1 protein-coding gene is annotated in these 250 nt (G+C 63.6%); it reads left to right on the top strand.

The genetic code is table 11. The features are described from left to right. On the top strand, positions 1–200 hold a 200-nt coding region (locus tag ACVA58_RS28425), incomplete at its 5' end, for a LuxR C-terminal-related transcriptional regulator (RefSeq protein ID WP_446513576.1). Positions 201–250 lie beyond the last annotated feature (50 nt).

Raw genomic sequence — 250 nt, 5'->3', positions numbered from 1 at the left:
CCGTGGAGGCGCTCACACCGCGTGAGCGCGATATCCTCGATGGCATCGCCAAGGGCTACGCCAACAAGCGCATTGCCGACGAACTCGGGCTCTCCGTGCGCACGGTGGAGTCGCACCGCCTGAACCTCAAGCGTAAGCTCGGCATCGAGGGCCAGGCGGAGCTGGTGAAGTTTGCTGTGGAGCTGGGCAAGGGCCGCTAAGTCATCGCTATCGTCGTCGCTATTGTCTTCCGAGGTTTGCCATGCCGCGC

Source organism: Photobacterium sp. DNB22_13_2 (genome assembly GCF_052873915.1).
Note: the sequence above shows the minus strand (reverse complement) of the source record. Positions and strands in the feature narration are given on the sequence as shown.